This window comes from Burkholderia sp. Tr-20355, assembly GCF_017104685.1.
GTDB classification, from domain to species: Bacteria; Pseudomonadota; Gammaproteobacteria; order Burkholderiales; family Burkholderiaceae; genus Burkholderia; species Burkholderia seminalis.
On the sequence record NZ_JAAGPK010000009.1, the window covers coordinates 86,076 to 102,321 of the forward strand.

The following is a 16,246-nucleotide window of genomic DNA, read 5'->3' on the forward strand; positions in this document are numbered from 1 at the left end:
GTCATGCTCCATGGCGGGGATCGAAGACGTCGCGCAGCCCGTCGCCGAGCAGGTTGAACGCGAGGCTCACGAGCAGGATCGCGATGCCGGGCAGCGTCGCGACCCACCACGCGTCGAGCAGCACGTTGCGGCCCGATGCGACCATGAAGCCCCATTCGGGGCTCGGCGGTTGCGCGCCCAGGCCGAGAAAGCCGAGGCCCGCGACGGTCAGGATGATGCCGGCCATGTCGAGCGTCGCGCGCACGATCACCGACGACATGCACAGCGGCATGATGTAGCGCAGCAGGATGCGCGGGCCCGACGCGCCCTGCAGCCGCGCGGCGTGGATGTAGTCGGCTTGCGCGATGCGGATCGTCTCCGCGCGCGCGAGCCGCGCATACGCGGGCCACGCGGTGATCGAGATCGCGACGACCGCGTTGATCACGCCGGGCCCGAGCGCGGCCGCGAACGCGAGTGCGAGCACGATCTTCGGGAACGCGAGCGCGATGTCGGTGATGCGCATCAGCACGCTGTCGACGAAGCCGCCGCAATAGCCGGCCGTGGTGCCGATCAGGAGGCCGATCGGCACCACGATCACGACGACGAGCAGCGCGATGCCGAGCGTGAGGCGCGAGCCGGCGATCAGCCGCGAAAGGATGTCGCGGCCGAGCTGGTCGGTGCCGAACCAGTGCGACGGCGAGCCGGGCGGCAGCAGCCGGTCGGACAGCACCTGGCGCAGTGGGTCGTGCGGCATGATCAGCGGGCCGATGATCGCGACGACGATCAGCGCGACGAGGATCGCGAGCCCGAACAGGTTGAGCGGATTGGTGGCGAACCGGCGCCAGCGTCGGTACGCGAGGCCGAGTGCGGCCTGCGAGCGCGACACGGGCGCATCGGACAGCAGCCACGCGCGCGGCGTGAGGCGCTCGGTGTTCATGATTGGACGACCTTCGGCATCGGCGATGAAAGAAGCGGGGGGAAAGCGGTCATGTCGGCGTAGCCCTCAGCGCGCACGCGGATCGAACACGCGGTAGAGCGCGTCGGTCAGCAGGTTGACGGTGATGAACATCGCGCCGATCACGAGCGTCGCGCCGAGCACCGCGTTCATGTCGGCGTTCAGCAGCGCGCCGGTCAGGTACGAACCGAGCCCCGGCCACGCGAACACGATCTCGGTCAGCACCGAGCCTTCGAGCAGGTTGCTGTACGTAAGCGCGATCACGGTCAGCAGCGGCACCGCGATGTTGCCGAACGCATGCCGCCAGATCACGCGCCGTTCCGACAAGCCCTTCGCGCGCGCGGTGACGATGTATTCCTGACTCAACTGGTCGAGCATGAACGAGCGCGTCATGCGGCTGAGATACGCGACCGAGTAGTAGCCGAGGATCGCGGCCGGCAGCGCGATGTGCGACACCGCGTTGCGGAACACGTCCCACTCGCCGGCGAGCGCGGCGTCGATCAGCAGGCTGCCCGTGCGCGGGTCGACCATCCCGTCGTACACGGGGTCGAGCCGGCCGGGCCCGCCGACCCAGTGCAGCCGCGCGTAGAACAGCAGCAGCCCCATCAGCCCGAGCCAGAACACGGGCACCGAATTGCCGATCAGCCCGACGAAGCGCGCGATGTGATCGATCGGCCGGTTGTGCTTCACGGCGGCCGCGACACCGAGCGGCACGCCGATCGTGATGCCGATCAGCGTGGCGATCGTCGCGAGTTCGAGCGTGGCCGGGAACACGCGCCGGATGTCGTCGAGCACCGGGTTCGCGGTCAGCAGCGACACGCCGAGATTGCCGTGCAGCACATCGCGCACATAAATCATGAATTGCGTGGCGAGCGGCTTGTCGAGCCCGAGCGCGATGCGTTCGGCCGCGTATGCGTCGGCCGACGCGCGATCGCCGAGGATCGCGAGCACGGGATCGATCGGCACCTTGCGGCCGATCACGAACGTCAGCGCGAGCAGCCCCGCGAACGTGACGGCGAGCGTGAGCGCCCAGCGCAGCACGCGCAGCGCCCAGCGCACGGCCGGGCGACGCGCGGGCAGCGTGCGCAGTGCTTCGAGTGAGGAGGCGGGAGTCGACATGCGGCGAATCTTATTGCTTCTTCAGGTTGCGGTACGACACGAGATCGTTGATCGGCCCGACCTCGAGCCCGCTCACGCCGGGCCGTGTCGCGACCTGCGCGACTTTCTCGAACATGATCACGAACGGCGAGTGCGCGAGCACTTCCTTCTGCATCGCCTGATACCGCTGCGCGCGTTTCGCGGCGGTCGGCTCGGCGAGCGCGGTGTCGGTTTCCTTCGTCAGTTGCGGGATGTCCCAGCTGTTGCGCCAGGCCAGCATTTTATAGCTCGACTTGTCGGAGTTGTCCGGATTCCACGCGAAACCCTGCGCGTTGCTGTGCGGATCGATGTAGTCGGCCGACCATTCGCCGATGTAGATGTCGTGCTGGCGCGCGCGGTATTTCGCGAGCGTCTGCTTGTTGTCGCCGGGGATCAGCTGCACCTTGATGCCCGCCTGCGCGAAGTTCGCCTGCACCGCCTGCGCGATTTCCGTGTACGGATAGTCGTTGCGCACGTCCATCGTCACCGAAAAGCCGTCGGGCACGCCGGCCTTCGCGAGCAGCGCCTTCGCTTTCGCGACGTCGAGCTTGTAGGGGTTCGCGTTCAACGTGCCGAGGAAGCCTTCGGGCAGGAAGGTCTGGTGCACCTTGTAGGTCGTCTTCACGACGTTGCCCTGGATGCCCGCATAGTCGACGAGCCATTTCAGCGCTTCCTGCACGTCGGGCTTCGCGAGCGTCGGGTTCTTCGTGTTCAGGCCGAGATACAGCAGCGTCGCCTGCGGCGAAGCCGATACCTTCGCCTTGCCCGATTTCACGACCGACGCCAGATCGTCGGGGCTCAGGTCGCGCGCCGCGTCGACGTCGCCGTTTTCGAGCAGCAGGCGCTGGCTCGCGGCCTCGGGCACGTGGCGCAGCACGATGCGTTTCATCGCGAGCGGCAACCGGTAGCCGTCGAAGCGCTGCAGCACGAGGCTGTCGCCGGCCGTCCACTTGACCAGCCTGTACGCGCCGGAGCCGGCTTCGTTGGTCTTCAGCCACGCATTGCCGAAGTCGTTGCCTTGCTGATGCGACAGCAGCAGCTTCTTGTCCAGCACCGACGCGGGCCACGAGCCGAGCACGTTCAGCACGAACGTCGGCGCGTACTTGCGGTCGGTGGTGACGGCAATCGTCTGGTCGTCGAGCTTCTTCACGTTCGCGCCGACGTTCGCCTTCGTCAGGCCGATGCCGGTCAGCACGGCGGCCGGGCCCTTGTCGAGCAGCACCGCGCGCTGGATCGACCAGGCGACGTCGTCGGCCGTCAGCGGATTGCCCGAGTGGAACTTGAGGCCCGGGCGCAGCTTGAACGTATAGGTCAGGCCGTCGGTGCTCACCGTCCACGACTGCGCGACGTCGCCGTTGAATTTCGACGGATCGCGCAGGTCGACGCGCACGAGTCGGTCATAGGTATTCGCGACGTATTCCTCCGGCACCAGTTCGTAGATCTCGCCCGGGTCGAGCGTCGTGAATTCGTCGAGCAGCGTGGCCATCACGAACATGTCCTTCGGTGTTTCCGCATGCGCGGCGCAAAGCGGAACGGCGGCGAGAACGGCCGCGGCGGCCAGCGCCGCGACGAGTCGGGATGTCGGGAATTTCATGGGCGCTCCATCTGTCGTTGAAGTCGTTGAACGTGAACGGTGAGGGGGACGTGCATCGTCGTTACATCAGGCGCCACGGGCCGCTTGCCGCGTCGTCGATCTGCGGCAGCGCGTGCGAGCCGGGCAGTTCGTAGTGCCACCATTCGCTGTCGATGTGCGCGAAGCCGGCCGCGTGCATCACGCCGAGCAGCAGCAGGCGGTTGCGTTGCACGGCTTCAGGCAGCCCGGCGTGGAAGTGACCCGACGCGGCGACCATCTCGTCGAAACCGGTACCCATGTCGAGCGGCTCGCCGTTCGCGGCGACGAGCGTCAGGTCGAGTGCGGTGCCGCGGCTGTGATTCGAGCCGCGGCCGAGATCGGCGATGAAGTTCGGGTCGGGCAGGAAATCCCACAGGACCTGCTGCGCCTGCGGCGGCCGGTACGCGTCGTAGACGCGCAGCGTGAAGCCGGCTTGCGCCGCGATGTCGACCGCCCGCCGCAACGCGGCCTCGGCCGGCGCCAGCAGCAGGCAGTGCGCATGGCGGTAGATCGGCTTGCCGGTCAGGTTGCGGTCGGTCGCGTAGACGAGATCGATGTCGACGCGATGCGTGGCGGGCGTGATTTCGACGAGGCGGTGATCGTTCATCGGCAGGGCGGTCTCGCTCAGGATTCGAATTGGTCGAACGTGCGCTGCAGTTCGCGGTTGCGTTCGACGCGGCGGTCGATCGCGGGGCCGAGGCGGTCGACCACGGCCGTGATCAGCAGGTTGAACAGGCAGGTGAGCGGCGCGAGCGAATCCCAGAACTGGCCGACATCGGTCTTCACCTGCAGCAGGTCGGACGGCCAGTCGCGCGCCCACGGGCACGACAGGTCGGTGACCAGCGCGAACGGCTGCCCGCGCTCGGCGGCCGCCTGGCAATAGCGGCGCGCGCCGCGCGAATACGCACGCGTATCGGTAACGATGCAGTACGGCCGCTCGAATTCGGAGTTCAGCGAATCGACGTACGAGCCCGACTGGCCATCGGAATAGAACACGCGCGGGCGCAGGTATTCGAGGTAGCTGCTGAAGGCGTTGCTGATGCCGCGCGTCGACTGGATGCCGAGGATGAACACCGCGTCGGCCTGTGCGATCCGGTCGGCGACCTGCGCGAACACCGGGCCTTCGGCGAGCCGGTACACGTGGCGGATCGCATCGAGCTCGCGTTCGAGCGACAACGCGAGCGCGCGTTCGCCGCGGCGGGCGCCGTCGTTGCCGCCGACATCGCCGTCGACCGAGTGCGTGCCCACCGTGCGGCGGTATTCGTCGAGCCGGTCGGTGATCATCCACGGACGATCGCTGCCGCCGCGCAGCTCGCGCTTCAGGTCGTCGAGATTGCGGTAGCCCACGCTGCGCAGGAAGCGCCCGACCGAGATGCCGCTGGTGCCGGCCTGCTGCGCGATCTGGTCGGCAGTCTCGAGCCCCAGACGGTCGAGGTTCGCGAGCATGTAGCTCGCGATGCGCTTGGCGGTCGGTGTCAGCTCCGCGTAGCGGGATTCGACGGTACGGGCGAACGCGCAAGTCATCGGCTGTTAGATCGTTGTCGTTTGGTGATCGAATGTCATCTATCTGACAAAGCCAAAATCATTCGCGCCAGCGGATAAAAACTATGGTGTGGGGATGGGTGATAGGTGCGTGACGGACCGGCGTTCGCACGGCCCAACCCTGAATCGCCAATCGATTGGCGGATCGTTCGCCTTGAATGTCGCGGTGAGCCGTTCCGCCAGTCGTGTCCCGCGGTATCGCGATCATTACAAAATTAAAGCGAATCACATTAAATCATTAATTCAGGTCAATAATTCATTTAAGTTTTACGTCGATTTGGATTTAACTTGCGTGACGGGATGTTCGATTTTCGATAATCCGAAAACGGCATGTATTCCGTAATGGGAATTCGCTCAATCGAAATAATGAAGAGGCAATCATGACGAATCTTTCTCGACGCAAGATGCTGGCGAATACGGCTGGCGCCATTGCCGCCGCAGGCCTTGCCGTAACGGCCAAAGCCGCGTCGTTCGGCAATCCGGACAGTCCGCCGGAAGGGGCGATCAACGCGCGCAACAAACAGGGATTGACCGACCCGGGGCCACAAAATCCCGCATTGGCGAATCAATTCCCGTCTTTTCAGGATCCGCCTGCCACCGATATCAACGGGATGCCGTTATTCTGGGCGTCTTTCAATAATGCCCATAAACGCATTCAAAACGGCGGGTGGGCGCGCGAGGTCACGCAGGACGATTTTGCAATTTCCGAAACCATTTCCGGCGTCAATATGCGCCTCACGCGCGGCGGCATTCGCGAGATGCACTGGCACCAGCAGGCCGAGTGGGCAATCATGCTTGACGGCCGCTGCCGGATCACCGTGCTCGACGAACTCGGGCGGCCGTCGGTGCAGGACGTCAAGACCGGCGATCTCTGGTATTTCCCGCCCGGCCTGCCGCATTCGCTGCAGGGCCTCGGCACCGACGGCGCCGAATTCCTGCTCGCGTTCGATAACGGCCGCGCATCGGAATTCAATACGCTGCTGCTGACCGACTGGGTCGCGCATACGCCGCCGGACGTGCTCGCGCTCAACTTCGGCGTGCCGGCCGACGCGTTCAGGAACATTCCGCTCGACAACCTGTGGATCTTCCAGGGCGACGAACCGGGCCCGCTCGCGGACGCGCAGCGCGCATCGGCCTCGTCGGCCGGCGCGCCGCCGCATCCGTTCATCTTCTCGCTCGGCGACATGAAACCCGTCAAGAAGACGCGCGGCGGCGAAGTGCGGATCGCGGACAGCACCAACTTCAACATCTCGACGACGGTCGCGGCGGCGCTCGTCACGGTCCACCCGGGCGGCATGCGCGAGTTGCACTGGCATCCGAACGCGGACGAATGGCAGTACTACCTGCAGGGCGAGGCGCGGATGACCGTGTTCGACACGGGGCCGAAGGCGCAGACGGCCGACTTCCGCGCGGGCGACGTGGGCTACGTGAAGAAGAGCCTCGGGCACTACGTGCAGAACACCGGCAAGACCGATCTCGTGTTCCTGGAGATCTTCAAGACCGACCGGTATGCGGAGGTGTCGTTGTCCGACTGGCTCGCGCATACGCCGCCGAAGCTCGTCGAAGCGCACCTGAACGTCGCGCCCGACGTGATCGCGCGGTTTCCGCGCAACCGTCCCGACGTCGTGCCGCTGTAACGCGGCCGGCGCGCCGCGGCCGGCGGGCGGCAGGCCGGCCGTGGCGTCCGCTTCCACTTCCACGTAAGCCCCTATCCGAACGGAACCTCACCATGATTCCCGTCACGAGCAAAACCGCCGGCGGCTTCGCGCTGCCGGGCGCGTCTCCCGAACGCATCGACGGCGCGGCGCGCGCCGCGCTGGAAGGCCGCCGCACCGGTATCGCCGCGCTGCTGCCGTTCGTCGGCCCGGCCGTGATCGCGTCGATCGGCTACATGGACCCCGGCAACTTCGCGACCAACATCCAGGCCGGCGCCGCGTACGGCTACCGGCTGCTGTGGGTCGTGCTGGCCGCGAACGCGATCGCGATGCTGTTCCAGGCGATGTCCGCGAAACTCGGCATAGTGACCGGCCGCAACCTCGCCGAGCTGTGCCGCGACCGTTTCCCCGCGCCGGTCGTGCTGGGCATGTGGATCGCGTCGGAAATCGCCGCGATGGCGACCGATCTCGCCGAATTCCTCGGTGGCGCGCTCGCATTCGGGCTGCTGTGCCACCTGTCGCTGTTCGCCGGGATGATCGCGACGGCGCTGGCGACCTGCGCGATCCTCGCACTCGAGAAGCGCGGCTTCCGGCCGCTGGAAGCCGCGATCGCGGCGCTGGTCGGCGTGATCGGCGCGTGTTATCTCGGCGAACTGCTGATCGCGCCGCAGGACTGGCATGCCGCGGCGTTTCATCTGGTCGTCCCGCAGATTCCGGATCACGCGGCGCTGACGATCGCGGTCGGGATCATCGGCGCGACGATCATGCCGCACACGCTGTATCTGCATTCGGGCCTGACGCAGGATCGCGCCGCGCCGCGCGACGACGTGGAACGGCGGCGGCTCGTGCGTTTTTCGAACCGCGAGGTCGTCGTCGCGCTCGGGCTCGCCGGGTTCGTGAATCTCGCGATGGTGATGATGGCGTCGTCGGCGTTCCATGCGAATGCGCCGGGCATGACCGACATCGGCGACGCGTATCACACGCTGATCCCGGTGCTCGGGCCGGCGGCCGGCGCGCTGTTCCTCGTCGCGCTGCTGACGTCGGGTGTGTCGAGCTCGGTGGTCGGCACGATGGCCGGGCAGGTCGTGATGCAGGGCTTCATCCATCGCCGCCTGCCGGTGTGGGTGCGCCGCGCGGTGACGATCGCGCCCGCGTTCGCGGTGGTCGCACTCGGCTGCGACGTCACGCGCGCGATGGTCGCGAGCCAGGTCGTGCTCAGTTTCGTGTTGCCGATACCGATGATCGCGCTGTTGATGCTGTCGGCGCGCGAGGACGTGATGGGCGCTTATGCGATGCGGATGCCGCTGCGGATCGTCGCCGGCGCGGCGACGGTCGTGATCGTCGGGTTGAATGCGTACCTGGTGTGGGCGGTGTTCAACTGAGCGGCGGCGGGGCGGCTACTGCTGCATGTCCGGCGCCTCGCGCAGCCGCCAGATCGCGTTGCACTGCTGGCCGCCGAGGCTCGTCGCGCGCAGCGTGATGACGGTGCCGGCGGCGACCTGATACCAGAAATGCGCCATCAGCTCGGTGCCTTTGCGCTGCGCCTGCCCGTCGACCAGCACTTCGCACCGCAGCGGCGACGGCGAACCGGACGGGTGCGTGACGTAGACGTTCAGGCGCGCGATGTCGCGGGTCGAGGTGAACACGACTTCGTGGTTGCCGCTGCCGACGAGCATCGTGCCGCCCGGTTCGTCGATCGCCTGCAGGTAGGCGCCCGCGCTGCCCTCGATCGCGGCGGACGAAACGGTCAGCCCGGCCGATCGCACGTAGTCCGCCGCGGCGATGCGTGCGGCGACCGCGCCGGAGGGCACCGGGGTGCCGTCCGACAGCGCGAACGGCGCGCCGTCGCGCAGCGCGGCGTCGGTGTGGTTCGCGTAGTAGCGCCACCGGTCGAGGAAGCGGATGTCGCCGGTCATGTGCAGCGCGCGGATCGGTTCGTCCTGGTAACGGAGCGTCGTCGTACCGCTGCCCGCGTCGAACGATTCGTGAATGCCGTACTTGCTGACGAAGTTCTGGACCGGGTCGAGCAGCGCCGTTTCGCCCTGGGCGCTCCACAGATGCAGGAACGTCGTGTCGATCCCGAAGCACGCCTGGAAATCGGTGCCGACGCGCGCGAGGCAGTCGCGCAGGTGAGCGGCATAGCGTGCCCATGCGTCGGCGGTCCCGGCCACGAGCCCGGCCTGCAGCGCACCGCCGTGGCGGGCGGTGACCGCGTCGACGACGAGACGCCAGTGATGGTCGCGCCGCTCGCCGATCAGCGGCGTGACGACGAACGTGCAGAACAGCGGGTCGGGGCACACGTGAATCCGGTCGTCGCCGATCCGCGAGAACAGGTCGAATTGCGGCGCACAGAACCAGATGTCGGCATCGTACAGCGCGAGCTTGCGGATCTGCGGGTTGCGCGCGCAATACCCGGCCGCCTCGATGAAGCGGCCGACCGGCAGCGCATACGCGTCCGACGCGTCGATGACGTCGACCGACTGGCTCGCGAGGATCTGCCGCTTGCGCTCGGACAGCCCGTAGCCGATCACCGCGATCCGTCCGTCGTAGCCGGTCTGCCGGAGCGACAGCAGGAACGGCACGAGCATTTCGTACCACGCGCGGTTGTTGTCGTTGATCGCTACGCAGACCGCGTGCTCGCTCGGATGCATGTTCGGTTCCCGTTGTGCGCACTCGGGCGTGCGCATCCTGTCCTGGTTGGTGACGCGAATCCGGTGACGTGGATCACCGCCGGGCGCCGCCGGCCCCGGTCATTGTAGATCGGCGCCGCCGCGCGACATAGCGCCGGCGCCGCGGCCCATGGCGATTACCCGCGCGCCGGCAGGGCCGGGCACGCGGGCCGCCGCGATTATTTCGCGAGCGTGCGGTATGACACGAGGTCGTTGATCGGCCCGATTTCCGGCCCGGTCGCACCGGGGCGCGTCGCGACCTGCACGACCTTCTCAAACATGATGATGAACGGCGAGTTCGCGAGCACGGCCTTCTGCAGTGCTTCGTAGCGCTGCGCGCGCTTCGCGGGCGACGGCTCGACGAGCGCGGCCTCGGTGTCTTTCGTCAGTTGCGGAATATCCCAGCTGTTGCGCCACGCGAGCATCTTCGTCGGCGATTGATCCGAGTTGTCCGGATTCCATGCGAAGCCGCGCGCGTTGCTGTTCGGGTCCATGTAGTCGGGCGACCATTCGCCGATGAAGATGTCGTGCTGGCGCGCGCGGTACTTGCCGATCGCCTGCTTCGCATCGCCGGGGATCAGCTTCACGCGGATGCCGCCCTGCGCGAAGTTCGCCTGCAGCGCCTGCGCGATCTCGAGGTACGGATAGTCGTTCGGCATGTCCATCGTCACGTCGAAGCCGTTCGGCAAGCCGGCCTTCGCGAGCAGCGCCTTCGCCTTCGCGACGTCCTGCTTGTACGGCCGCGCGTTCGACGTGCCGAGGAAGCCTTCGGGCAGGAAGGTCTGATGCACCTTGTAGGTCGTGCTGACGATGTTGCGCTGGATGCCGTCGTAGTCGACGAGCCATTTCATCGCCTGCTGCACCTCGGGTTTCGCGAGGTTCGGGTTCTTCGTGTTCAGGCTCAGGTACAGCAGCGCGGATACCGGCCACGACGCGACCTTGATCTTGCCGGCCTTCGACAGCGCGGCGAGGCTGTCGGGGCTCAGGTTGCGCGCGGCGTCGGCGTCGCCGTTCTCCAGCAGCAGCCGCTGCGCGGACGCTTCGGGCACGTGGCGGAGCACGACGCGCTTCATCGGGTACGGCGTGCGGTATTTCTCGAAACGCTGCAGCACGATGCTCTCGTTCGGCGTCCACTTGACGAGCTGGTACGGGCCCGAGCCCGCATCGTTGGTCCGCAGCCAGGCGCTGCCGAAATCGTTGCCCTGCTGGTGCGACAGCAGCAGCTTCTTGTCGAACACCGAGGCCGGGCACGCGCTGAGCACGTTGAGCACGAAGCTCGGCGCGTACTTGCGGTCGGTTTCGAGCACGACGGTCTGCGGATCGACCACGCGCACCTTCTGCATCACGTTCGCCTTCGTGAGGCCGAGATCGGCGAGCACGCCGGCCGGCCCCTTGTCGAGCAGGATGGTGCGCTGCAGCGACCATGCGACGTCGTCGGCGGTGACGGGGTTGCCGGAATGGAACGTGAGGCCGGGGCGCAGCTTGAACGTGTAGGTCGTGCCGTCTGCGCCGACCGTCCACGATTGCGCGATCTGTCCGTCGAAGCGCGTCGGATCCTTCAGGTCGACCCGCACCAGCCGCTCGTAGGTGTTCGCCACGTATTCGGACGGCACCAGCTCGTAGATCCCGCTCGGGTCGAGGGTCGTGAATTCGCCGAGTTGCGTGGCGACGACGAAGATGCCGGGCGGCGTGGCAGCCTGCGCCGGCAGCGCCGGAACAAGCGCGACGAGCGCGGCGCTGACGAACAGCCGGGACAGCAGGTGCTTCATGCGGGCTCCATCGAGAGGGAATCGTGGTGCGATTCTCTCATCGACGGCCGTCCGGATGAAAATATTCGGCGCGCGCGGTGCGGCGCGCGGCAGTCGGCCGGGCGGGTGCCCGGCGCGGGGGGCGTCAGATCGCGCAGCGCGCGATCGCGAAGCGCATGGCTTCCTCGGCCGGTTCGTTGCCCGAGCCGCGCACGACCTTGACGACCGAGCCGTTGCCCGACGGCGTCAGCGTGACGAAGTAGGAATTCGAGCCGACGGCGATATCGGTCACGCCGTTGTGCTGCGATTGCTCGGTGCCCGACAGGCGGCTGTCGAGGCAGTTCGCGATGGCGTAGGCCGGACGTTGCGACGACACGTAGATCATCGGTGCGGCACCCGACGAGGCCGAGTCGGACGAGGGCGCGGAACCGCAGGCGGCGAGCAGGGCGGCGGGAAGGAGCAGCAGGAATCGTTTCATGGTCGGTCGTCGGGTGTCTCGTATCGAGGCTGGGGCGCGGGGTAGGCGAAACGCGAAGCTTCGCGACGAAACCGCCCGGAATCGGGCCGTTTTTGACGGACGACGATGCGACAGGCGGCTGACGACGGAGTATACCCGCAGCATCTGACGCCGTTCGCGCGTTGAAACGATTCGATACAACCAGCCGATCGAACAAGCACCCGCTGCCGCATCGCGGCAGCGGGCGTTTCAGGTGATGGCGAATGGGCGCTTGCCGGTGTTGTCGCTGTTATTGGCCGATCTTGTTGCCGACCGCATTGTCCTGCTGGTTCAGCACGTGCTTTTCGCTCTTCGTGATGTGGCCGTGATCCTGCGCGGCCATGTCCCGCTCTTCCCGTCGGATCTTGCGGTCGTCACGGTGCAGGCGCGCGGCCCGGGCGTGCGACATCTCGCCTTCCGTCACTTCGTGATGGATGCGGCGATGCTGGTTCGCGAGGCGCCGGTTGACCGCTTCGCGGCGCGGATGCGCTTGCTGCCACGGCGTTTCGGCGAACGCGGTGCCGGTCAGGACCGACATCAGGGCGGCGGCAATCGCGATTTGACGGGTCAGGGCTCGCATCGTGTTTTCTCCTGTCGTTGCGCCGTCCCTCTGGAGGAGCGGCGCATGACGAAAAAACGCGGTACGGGTGCCGGCTGTTGACGTTTCCGCCTGTATCGATTGCAAGTCTTTATTACGTCGCTGGGTGGCGGCCCGGGCCCGGCATGCGCGGCACGAGGCCCGGCCGCAACGGCTGCGAATCAATGCGCGCCGGCCGCCGCCGCATCGGCATCGCCGCCGCCCGAGCGCGCCGGTTTCGTGATCCAGATGAGCGGGATGATCGCGATGAAGATGATCGCCGACACGTAGAAGATGTCGTTCAACCCCATCACGGCCGCCTGCGAATCGACCGATGCGTTGAAGAACGCGAGCGCCGAATCGGGGCTCAGGTGCAGCAGCGAGCGTGTCGTGTCGACCTGTTGCGTGAAGACCGGGTTGGTGACGCTCGCCTGTTCGGTGAGCCGCACGTGATGCAGGATCGTGCGGTCGTTCCACGCGTTGCTGATCAGCGACGTGCCCACCGCGCCGCAGAACGTGCGGCCGAAATTCGACAGGCCGGCCGCGGCCGGGATCTTTTCGGGCGGCAGCCCGGACAGGATGATCGACGTCAGCGGCACGAAGAACATCGCCATCGGAATGCCTTGCAGCAGCGTCGGCAGCACGAGGTCCCAGCGCGACACGTCGGTGTAGAACGTCGTGCGCATCATGAACACGACCGCGAAGCCGACGAACGCGAGCGTCGCGATATAACGCGGGTCGGTGCGCGGCAGCAGGCGTCCCATGACCGGCGTGAGCAGGATTGCGAACAGCCCGAGCGGCGCGGTCGCGAGCCCCGAATCGACCGCGCGGTAGCCGAGATAACCCTGCATCCATTGCGGCAGCAGCACGAGCGTGCCGAAGAACATCCCGTACGCGACCGAGATCGCGATCGTGCCGCCCGCGAAGTTGCGCTGCGTGAACAGCCGCAAGTCGACGATCGGGTTGGCCTCGTATAGCTCCCACACGAGGAAGAACGCAAAGCCGATCAGCGCGACGATGCCGAGCGCGACGACGACGGGCGAGTTGAACCAGTCGAGATCCTTGCCCTTGTCGAGCATGATTTGCAGCGACGCGACCCACAGCACGAGCAGCAGCAGGCCGACCGTGTCGATCGGCAGGCGGCGCGTGGCCGATTCGCGGTCGCGGAACACGATCCACGTGACGGCCGCCGCGAAGAAGCCGACCGGAATGTTGATGTAGAAGATCCACGACCAGTTGTAGTCGTACGTGATCCAGCCGCCGAGCGACGGCCCCGCGATCGGGCCGACGAGCGCGGTCATCGACCACAGCGCGAGCGCGCTCGACGATTTCTGCCGCGGCCAGGCGCCAAGCAGCAGCGCCTGCGACAGCGGCGCGAGCGGCCCCGCGACCGCGCCCTGCAGGATCCGTGCGGCGAGCAGCGTCGGCAGGTTCGGCGCGATCCCGCACAGCCACGACGCGAACACGAACAGCAGGATCGACGTGACGAACAGGCGCACCTGGCCGAAGCGCTGCGTGAGCCAGCCGGTCAGCGGAATCGACACCGCGTTCGCGGCCGCGAAGATCGTGATCACCCACGTGCCTTCGTCGACCGAGACGCCGAGGTCGCCCGAGATCGTCGGGATCGCGACGTTCGCGATCGACGAGTCGAGCACGTTCATGAACATGGCGAGCGATACCGCGATCGTGCCGATCGCGAGCTTGCCGCCCGACAGCGGCGCCTGGGGTGACGGAGATGACATGGTGTTCCTGCGTGATGAAAGGTGGCCGGGCGGCGCGCGCCGTCGGCCGCGCGCGCGCCGCGTGTGCGGGCGGGCCGCGAAGCGGACGGCGCGATGCACCACGCGCGGGCGGCCCGGCAAACGGGGCCGTCCGCGCGCGGCGTGCGGTTCAGGCGTTCGATCGGATCGGCGAAGCCATGACGGGCTTCGGGGCGCGGGCAGGCCGGTCAGGAAGGCGCGACGCGCGTGACGCGGCGGCGGGCAGCGCTCGCGTGGCTGCCGTAGCGTGTGTGGCGATTTTTCATGGGCACAGGCTAACGATGCGGCGAACGGCGATCAACGCTCGCGCGCTCATTAATTCCTTTCGTGCGCCGCAATAATGCAGCCGGCCCGCCTCGATGCCGGTCGCGCGATGCCGGTTACGGCGACGCGCGCCACGCGGTGAAGACTTCCGTCAGGAATTCGACGAATGCGCGCACCTTGCTGTCGAGCGTGGCGCGCTTCGGATACAGCGCGTGCAGTTCGACGTCGTCGGTGCGGTGCCAGTCGGGCAGCACGATTTCGAGTTCGTTGTTCGCGAGCCGCCGCGTGGTGAAGTGCGTGGAGATCAACGCGATGCCGCCGCCGCTCGCGGCCTGGCGCAGCACCGTGACCGATTCGTTCGAGATCAGCACGGGCCGCACCGGCACGTCGGCCACGTCGCCGGCCGCGTTGGCGAGCCGCAGCGTCAGGCCGGGCGTGTCGCGGCCGACGAACAGGATGTCGTGATCGGCGAGGTCCTGTGGTGTCTGCGGCCGGCCGGCACGGTCGAGATAGTGCGGGCTGGCCGCGAGTTTCGCGTGCGACCAGCCGAGCGAGCGCGCGACATAGCCGGAATCGGTCAGCACGCCCGTGCGCAGCGCGACGTCGAAGCCGTGCTCGACGAGGTCGAGCGCGCTGTTGTCGTAGATCAGCACGAGCTGCACCAGCGGGTAGCGCCGGCGAAACTCGGCGAGCGCCGGCTCCAGTTCCAGCAGGCCGATCGCGTAGGGCACCAGCACGCGCAGCGTGCCCTCGGGCTCGGTGCGCAGCGCCCGCGCCTGGCGGTCCGCGTCGAGCAGGATTTCCTCGGCGCGCAGGCAGCGTTCGTAATAGTCGCGCCCCGCTTCGGTGACGGACACGCGGCGCGTTGTGCGGTACAGCAGCTGGACGCCGAGATCGTCCTCGAGCTGCCTGACCTTGCGGCTCACGCGGCTGAGCGGCATGTCGAGTTGCGTGGCGGCGGCGGTGAAGCTGCCGCGTTCCACCACGCGCAAGAATATCCGGATGCTTTCGAGGTCCATACGGGGCGTTTCAGGGTTCGGCCTGCGCGCATCTTACCGTCGCGCGCCGGATCGCGGCGGGCCGCACCGATTATCCTGCCCGGTGCAATAACGCATCCCGCCGCCGCCCCGTAGTGGCGGCCCGCGCGCGATCGTATGCTCGCCGGATGAAATTCGCTTTCCCCAGCGTGCCGCCGTTCGCGGCCGTCCGGGCCGCGCTGCGCGACGCGCGCCCGACGTTGCCGCCCGGCGCGCTCGCGTTCGCGCTGCGCAATACCGCCGCGTCGTTGCTCGCACTCTATATCGCGTTCCGGATGAATCTCGACGATCCGAAATGGGCCGCGTCGACCGTGTGGATCGTCGCGCAGGGCAGCCGCGGGATGGGGCTGTCGAAGAGCCAGTACCGGATTCTCGGCACCGCGATCGGCGCGGCCGTCGCGCTCGCGCTGACCGGTGCATTCGCGCAGACGCCCGAGCTGTTCCTGCCGGCGCTCGCCGCGTGGATCGGGCTGTGCGCGGGCGTCGCGACGTTCCAGCGGAATTTCCGCGCATATGCGGCGGTGCTCGCCGGCTATACGGCCGCGATCATCGCGATGGATGCGGTGTCCGCGCCGCTGCATGCGTTCGACATCGCGGTGGCGCGATTCCTGTATGTGGTCGTCGGCATCCTGTGCGGTGCGCTGTTCGAAACGGTGTTTGCGCCGGGCGCGCCGCTGAACGATGTCCGCACGCGGCTCGCGCGCTATCTCGACCGCGCGGTGACGCTCGGCGCGGGCGCGCTGCGCCGTGAGCCGAACGGGGCGGCCGTGCACCGCCTGTTCGCGGATGCGCTCGAACTCGACACGGCGGCCGAG

14 protein-coding genes are annotated in these 16,246 nt (G+C 67.4%); 3 read left to right on the forward strand and 11 right to left on the reverse strand.

The annotated features are described in order from the left end of the window. Nucleotide 1 precedes the first annotated feature (1 nt). From nikC to G3N62_RS03830, 5 genes are all read right to left on the reverse strand, one after another. A complete protein-coding gene (nikC, locus tag G3N62_RS03810; RefSeq protein ID WP_124670990.1) occupies nt 2-916 on the reverse strand; it encodes a nickel transporter permease in 915 nt (304 codons plus the stop codon). Between the two features lie 66 nt (nt 917-982). Beyond that, the gene (locus tag G3N62_RS03815; RefSeq protein WP_124670991.1) at nt 983-2,053 is read right to left on the reverse strand and encodes an ABC transporter permease; all 1,071 of its coding nucleotides are present in this window, start codon (nt 2,051-2,053) and stop codon (nt 983-985) included. A gap of 10 nt (nt 2,054-2,063) precedes the next feature. Then, entirely contained in the window at nt 2,064-3,665 is a 1,602-nt protein-coding gene (locus G3N62_RS03820) for an ABC transporter substrate-binding protein (protein WP_034187934.1), read from the reverse strand. Nucleotides 3,666-3,726: 61 nt separating this feature from the next. Then, nucleotides 3,727-4,290: a D-alanyl-D-alanine dipeptidase gene (ddpX, locus tag G3N62_RS03825; protein WP_034187933.1), complete on the reverse strand. Its 564-nt coding sequence runs from the start codon at nt 4,288-4,290 to the stop codon at nt 3,727-3,729. A gap of 17 nt (nt 4,291-4,307) precedes the next feature. Continuing rightward, entirely contained in the window at nt 4,308-5,207 is a 900-nt protein-coding gene (locus G3N62_RS03830) for a MurR/RpiR family transcriptional regulator (RefSeq protein WP_069704642.1), read from the reverse strand. A gap of 398 nt (nt 5,208-5,605) precedes the next feature. On the opposite strand from G3N62_RS03830, the gene G3N62_RS03835 reads away from it, so the two are divergent. Both G3N62_RS03835 and G3N62_RS03840 read left to right on the forward strand, forming a co-directional pair. Beyond that, nucleotides 5,606-6,862, forward strand: coding sequence for an oxalate decarboxylase family bicupin (locus G3N62_RS03835; RefSeq protein ID WP_034187931.1), 1,257 nt, complete (start codon nt 5,606-5,608; stop codon nt 6,860-6,862). A 92-nt stretch (nt 6,863-6,954) separates the two neighbouring features. Further along, the gene (locus tag G3N62_RS03840) at nt 6,955-8,262 is read left to right on the forward strand and encodes an Nramp family divalent metal transporter (RefSeq protein ID WP_124670992.1); all 1,308 of its coding nucleotides are present in this window, start codon (nt 6,955-6,957) and stop codon (nt 8,260-8,262) included. A 15-nt stretch (nt 8,263-8,277) separates the two neighbouring features. On the opposite strand, the gene G3N62_RS03845 is transcribed toward G3N62_RS03840, so the two are convergent. From G3N62_RS03845 to G3N62_RS03870, 6 genes are all read right to left on the reverse strand, one after another. Next, the gene (locus tag G3N62_RS03845; protein WP_124670993.1) at nt 8,278-9,531 is read right to left on the reverse strand and encodes a hypothetical protein; all 1,254 of its coding nucleotides are present in this window, start codon (nt 9,529-9,531) and stop codon (nt 8,278-8,280) included. 197 nt (nt 9,532-9,728) lie between these two features. Then, entirely contained in the window at nt 9,729-11,318 is a 1,590-nt protein-coding gene (locus G3N62_RS03850) for an ABC transporter substrate-binding protein (RefSeq protein ID WP_069704644.1), read from the reverse strand. A gap of 124 nt (nt 11,319-11,442) precedes the next feature. Next, nucleotides 11,443-11,775 (reverse strand): sugar ABC transporter ATPase, encoded by a 333-nt coding sequence (locus tag G3N62_RS03855; RefSeq protein WP_034187928.1) that lies wholly within the window; start codon nt 11,773-11,775, stop codon nt 11,443-11,445. A 268-nt stretch (nt 11,776-12,043) separates the two neighbouring features. After that, nucleotides 12,044-12,373, reverse strand: a complete 330-nt coding sequence (locus tag G3N62_RS03860) for a hypothetical protein (RefSeq protein WP_124670994.1) — start codon at nt 12,371-12,373, stop codon at nt 12,044-12,046. A 179-nt stretch (nt 12,374-12,552) separates the two neighbouring features. Then, nucleotides 12,553-14,112, reverse strand: a complete 1,560-nt coding sequence (locus G3N62_RS03865) for a DHA2 family efflux MFS transporter permease subunit (RefSeq protein ID WP_034187926.1) — start codon at nt 14,110-14,112, stop codon at nt 12,553-12,555. A gap of 398 nt (nt 14,113-14,510) precedes the next feature. Then, entirely contained in the window at nt 14,511-15,413 is a 903-nt protein-coding gene (locus G3N62_RS03870) for a LysR family transcriptional regulator (RefSeq protein WP_034187925.1), read from the reverse strand. A 146-nt stretch (nt 15,414-15,559) separates the two neighbouring features. Here G3N62_RS03870 and G3N62_RS03875 point away from each other — a divergent pair. Further along, the coding region (locus G3N62_RS03875; protein WP_206141142.1) for an FUSC family protein at nt 15,560-16,246 on the forward strand (687 nt) is incomplete at its 3' end.